The sequence below is a fragment of the Commensalibacter sp. Nvir genome (genome assembly GCF_963921845.1).
Lineage (GTDB): Bacteria > Pseudomonadota > Alphaproteobacteria > Acetobacterales > Acetobacteraceae > Commensalibacter.
The window spans coordinates 1-2,677 of the sequence record NZ_CAWUGZ010000084.1; the positions used below are offsets into that span (position 1 = coordinate 1).

The 2,677-nt window shown below is 38.3% G+C and carries 3 protein-coding genes; 1 reads left to right on the top strand and 2 read right to left on the bottom strand.

Features of this window, described 5'->3' with window-relative positions; translation table 11 throughout:
* Positions 1–1,346, top strand: a 1,346-nt coding sequence (locus AABE15_RS05820; protein ID WP_338330344.1) for a Hint domain-containing protein, incomplete at its 5' end; no start/stop codon positions are given.
* Positions 1,347–1,828: 482 nt separating this feature from the next.
* Here the strand turns inward: AABE15_RS05820 and AABE15_RS05825 are convergent.
* Both AABE15_RS05825 and AABE15_RS05830 read right to left on the bottom strand, forming a co-directional pair.
* Complete coding sequence (locus AABE15_RS05825) at positions 1,829–2,185, bottom strand: hypothetical protein (protein ID WP_338330345.1); 357 nt, start codon at positions 2,183–2,185, stop codon at positions 1,829–1,831.
* Positions 2,182–2,322, bottom strand: a complete 141-nt coding sequence (locus AABE15_RS05830) for a hypothetical protein (RefSeq protein ID WP_338330346.1) — start codon at positions 2,320–2,322, stop codon at positions 2,182–2,184. Before AABE15_RS05830 ends, AABE15_RS05825 begins: the two co-directional genes overlap by 4 nt.
* Positions 2,323–2,677: the final 355 nt, after the last annotated feature.

Below are 2,677 nucleotides of genomic sequence, written 5' to 3' on the forward strand. Positions count from 1 at the left end.
CTGCCAGCGATAATACCATTGAACTAAGCTATGGAGGTAGAGTTGAAATTAAGTCTTCTGTTTTAAATGCCCTAAACAACACTGACATTTTATTTAATACAGGGGGAGGTACCTTTGTCGCCGACAGCGGAGGTTCACAAATCAATTTATCAGGCGTTACCCTCAACAATTATGATCCCACCAAGGATGTCATTGAACTCATCAATTCGAAGGATCCCGTTACCAGTTACACAATATCAGGATCAGAAAATCCTAAAACCGTAACCCTTCTTGATAGTTCTGGAAAAATTATTAGCACTTTCACGCTAAATCTCGCCAATGGAGTAACTTTACCCGCTGGACAATACTCTGTAGACGGCTCTACAGCCAATCCTTTATCCATTAGTTATTCCGATGGAAATACTTTTATTGGTGCATGTTTTCTTGCAGGTTCAATGATCCTTACCCCTAAAGGGAACGTTCCCATAGAAACCCTTCAAATCAACGATGAAATCATCAGCTACGTTAATGGAAAAGAAGAAATACGACCCGTTATTTGGGCAGGATGGAAAGACGTTACAGTGCGTCCAGATTACCCCGATGATCAAGCAGGTTATCCAATTTGCATTTTAAAAGACGCAATCGCTGACAACGTCCCTTATAAAGACATGTGGATCACAGCAGAGCATTGCTTATTTCTTAATGGAAAGTTTGTTCCCGCTCGCATGTTGGTCAATACTGTTTCCATCTTTTATGATCACTCCATAACGTCTTATGCCTATTATCATATTGAAACAGAAAAACATGCTATCATCATGGCGGATGGCGTGCTGACAGAAAGTTACCTAGACACCGGCAACCGGTCTGCGTTCCATTCCCCCCATAAAGACATGCCAACATTTATTCATAATCGTAAGTTAACATGGGAACATAACGCCGCTGCATCTTTAGAAATTGCCAGAGCGTTTGTAGAGCCTATCTTTTCTTCGATCCTTTCTCGTGCATCAAACCTCTCCAAAAAAAATAAAGCCTATCCACTCTATATCCTCACCACAGACAGTGCATTCCATCTCATTACCAATACAGGCGTCGTTTTATATCCCACTTCAATTAAAAAACCTTTCTATACATTCTCTCTGCCTGATCAGACAAGCAGCGTGCACTTGGTTTCACGCTCCAGCCGACCGTTCGATACCATTGGCCCCTTCGTAAATGACCGAAGATATTTGGGGGTATTGATTGGAAAAATATACCTAAGACAGTTTCACAAAACGATCGACATCAATCGACATTTTGAAGAAAAAACTCTCCATGGATGGCACACGAACGAATCCAATACCCATCGCTGGACAGATGGAAATGCTTGACTTCCTCTCGATCATGTTGCAATTACAAACAATACGCGCCTCATTATTGAGATCAAAAGCACAAACACCTATATCCAACACACTGAGGAACAAAAGCAATACGCTTAAGCGGATAAAGTTTCTCCGTTATGTCTAACCCCCTCTTAACAAGCAGGGGTCTTGTTGAATATCATGTATCAATTTTAATTTATTTTCACTGTCTATAAAGCACATATCTGTAAGGTTCTAAACTATACCTATATCCATGCAGTGCCGTTCCTCCAATAAGGCTTCTCCGCTTTAATATCTACATTTGCTTTCAATCCGCTTCAACGTAAGACAGAGAGGAAACCATAGCGGAGAGATCAGCCCATTTTATCCATCCCACATCATAGGCAGGTTTGTTGTCTTATTAATCGCAGCTAGTTTCGTGTCTTTATCTACAGAAAGAACATAATCATAGTCTAGAGGAGCAGAATTGGCTGAACTCGAAGTGGTATCAGTTACTGTAGCAGGGACATAATTGTTCGTGATGTAAAAATCCCCGTCGGTTGTGAGATAAAATCCTCCTCGCATTTTTGTAGAGATAGGGTCAGCATCACTTGGACAAACGGTAACGTTGTTACCAATATACTATTTTCTCTACCTGCCAAAGCGGAAAGATTACCTCCATATAAGGAGTGAAGTTCATATATATTTAAATTATTAGTTGCTGTTAACGTTTGGCATTCAATCGTATCTGCAACAAGATCCGTTGTTTTTAAGCTATCACACGTAACGTTCCCTAATACGTCAGTTTTAACTTCCCCTCCATCTGAAGTAATCGTTGCAACATCTAATCCTACAGAACTGTTATTCACATAAGAAGTGCCGGCTGCTCCGGTATCGCCTTTTTTACCTTTGGGAATAAAAAGTCAGATACCGCCGCGCTAAACGTGCCTCTATTCCTTATAGAGGTTTGGGTTTCTATATCGCCAGTTATAGTATCGCCAACCATTATTGTAGCTATAAGCTTTAATTCAAAACTATCTAATAAAGTAATAAAAATATATTTAACTAGATAATAATAGTGATTACATCATAATGGGTAAAGAACGCTATTTATCTCAGATTATATACTTCCTTAAACCAATTTTATTAATACCGTTCTTATCATCATTCATTTTATATCCCTCCTTTATGTTTTCAACGACGTGAAAAGATATCACACAAAGCAATACAACAATAAACAAAAAGCTAATTTTTATTGAAAAATTCTACTTTTATGTTATAGTAATACTTACAACTACTAATACTAACAAAGTAATCACCATAAAATTCTTACATTATTATTTATTATTACTTATTATTAC

Excerpts from the sequence above, each read along its gene's own strand:
- AABE15_RS05830 (WP_338330346.1), bottom strand. The coding sequence starts at position 2,322 with ATGGTTGGCGATACTATAACTGGCGATATAGAAACCCAAACCTCTATA.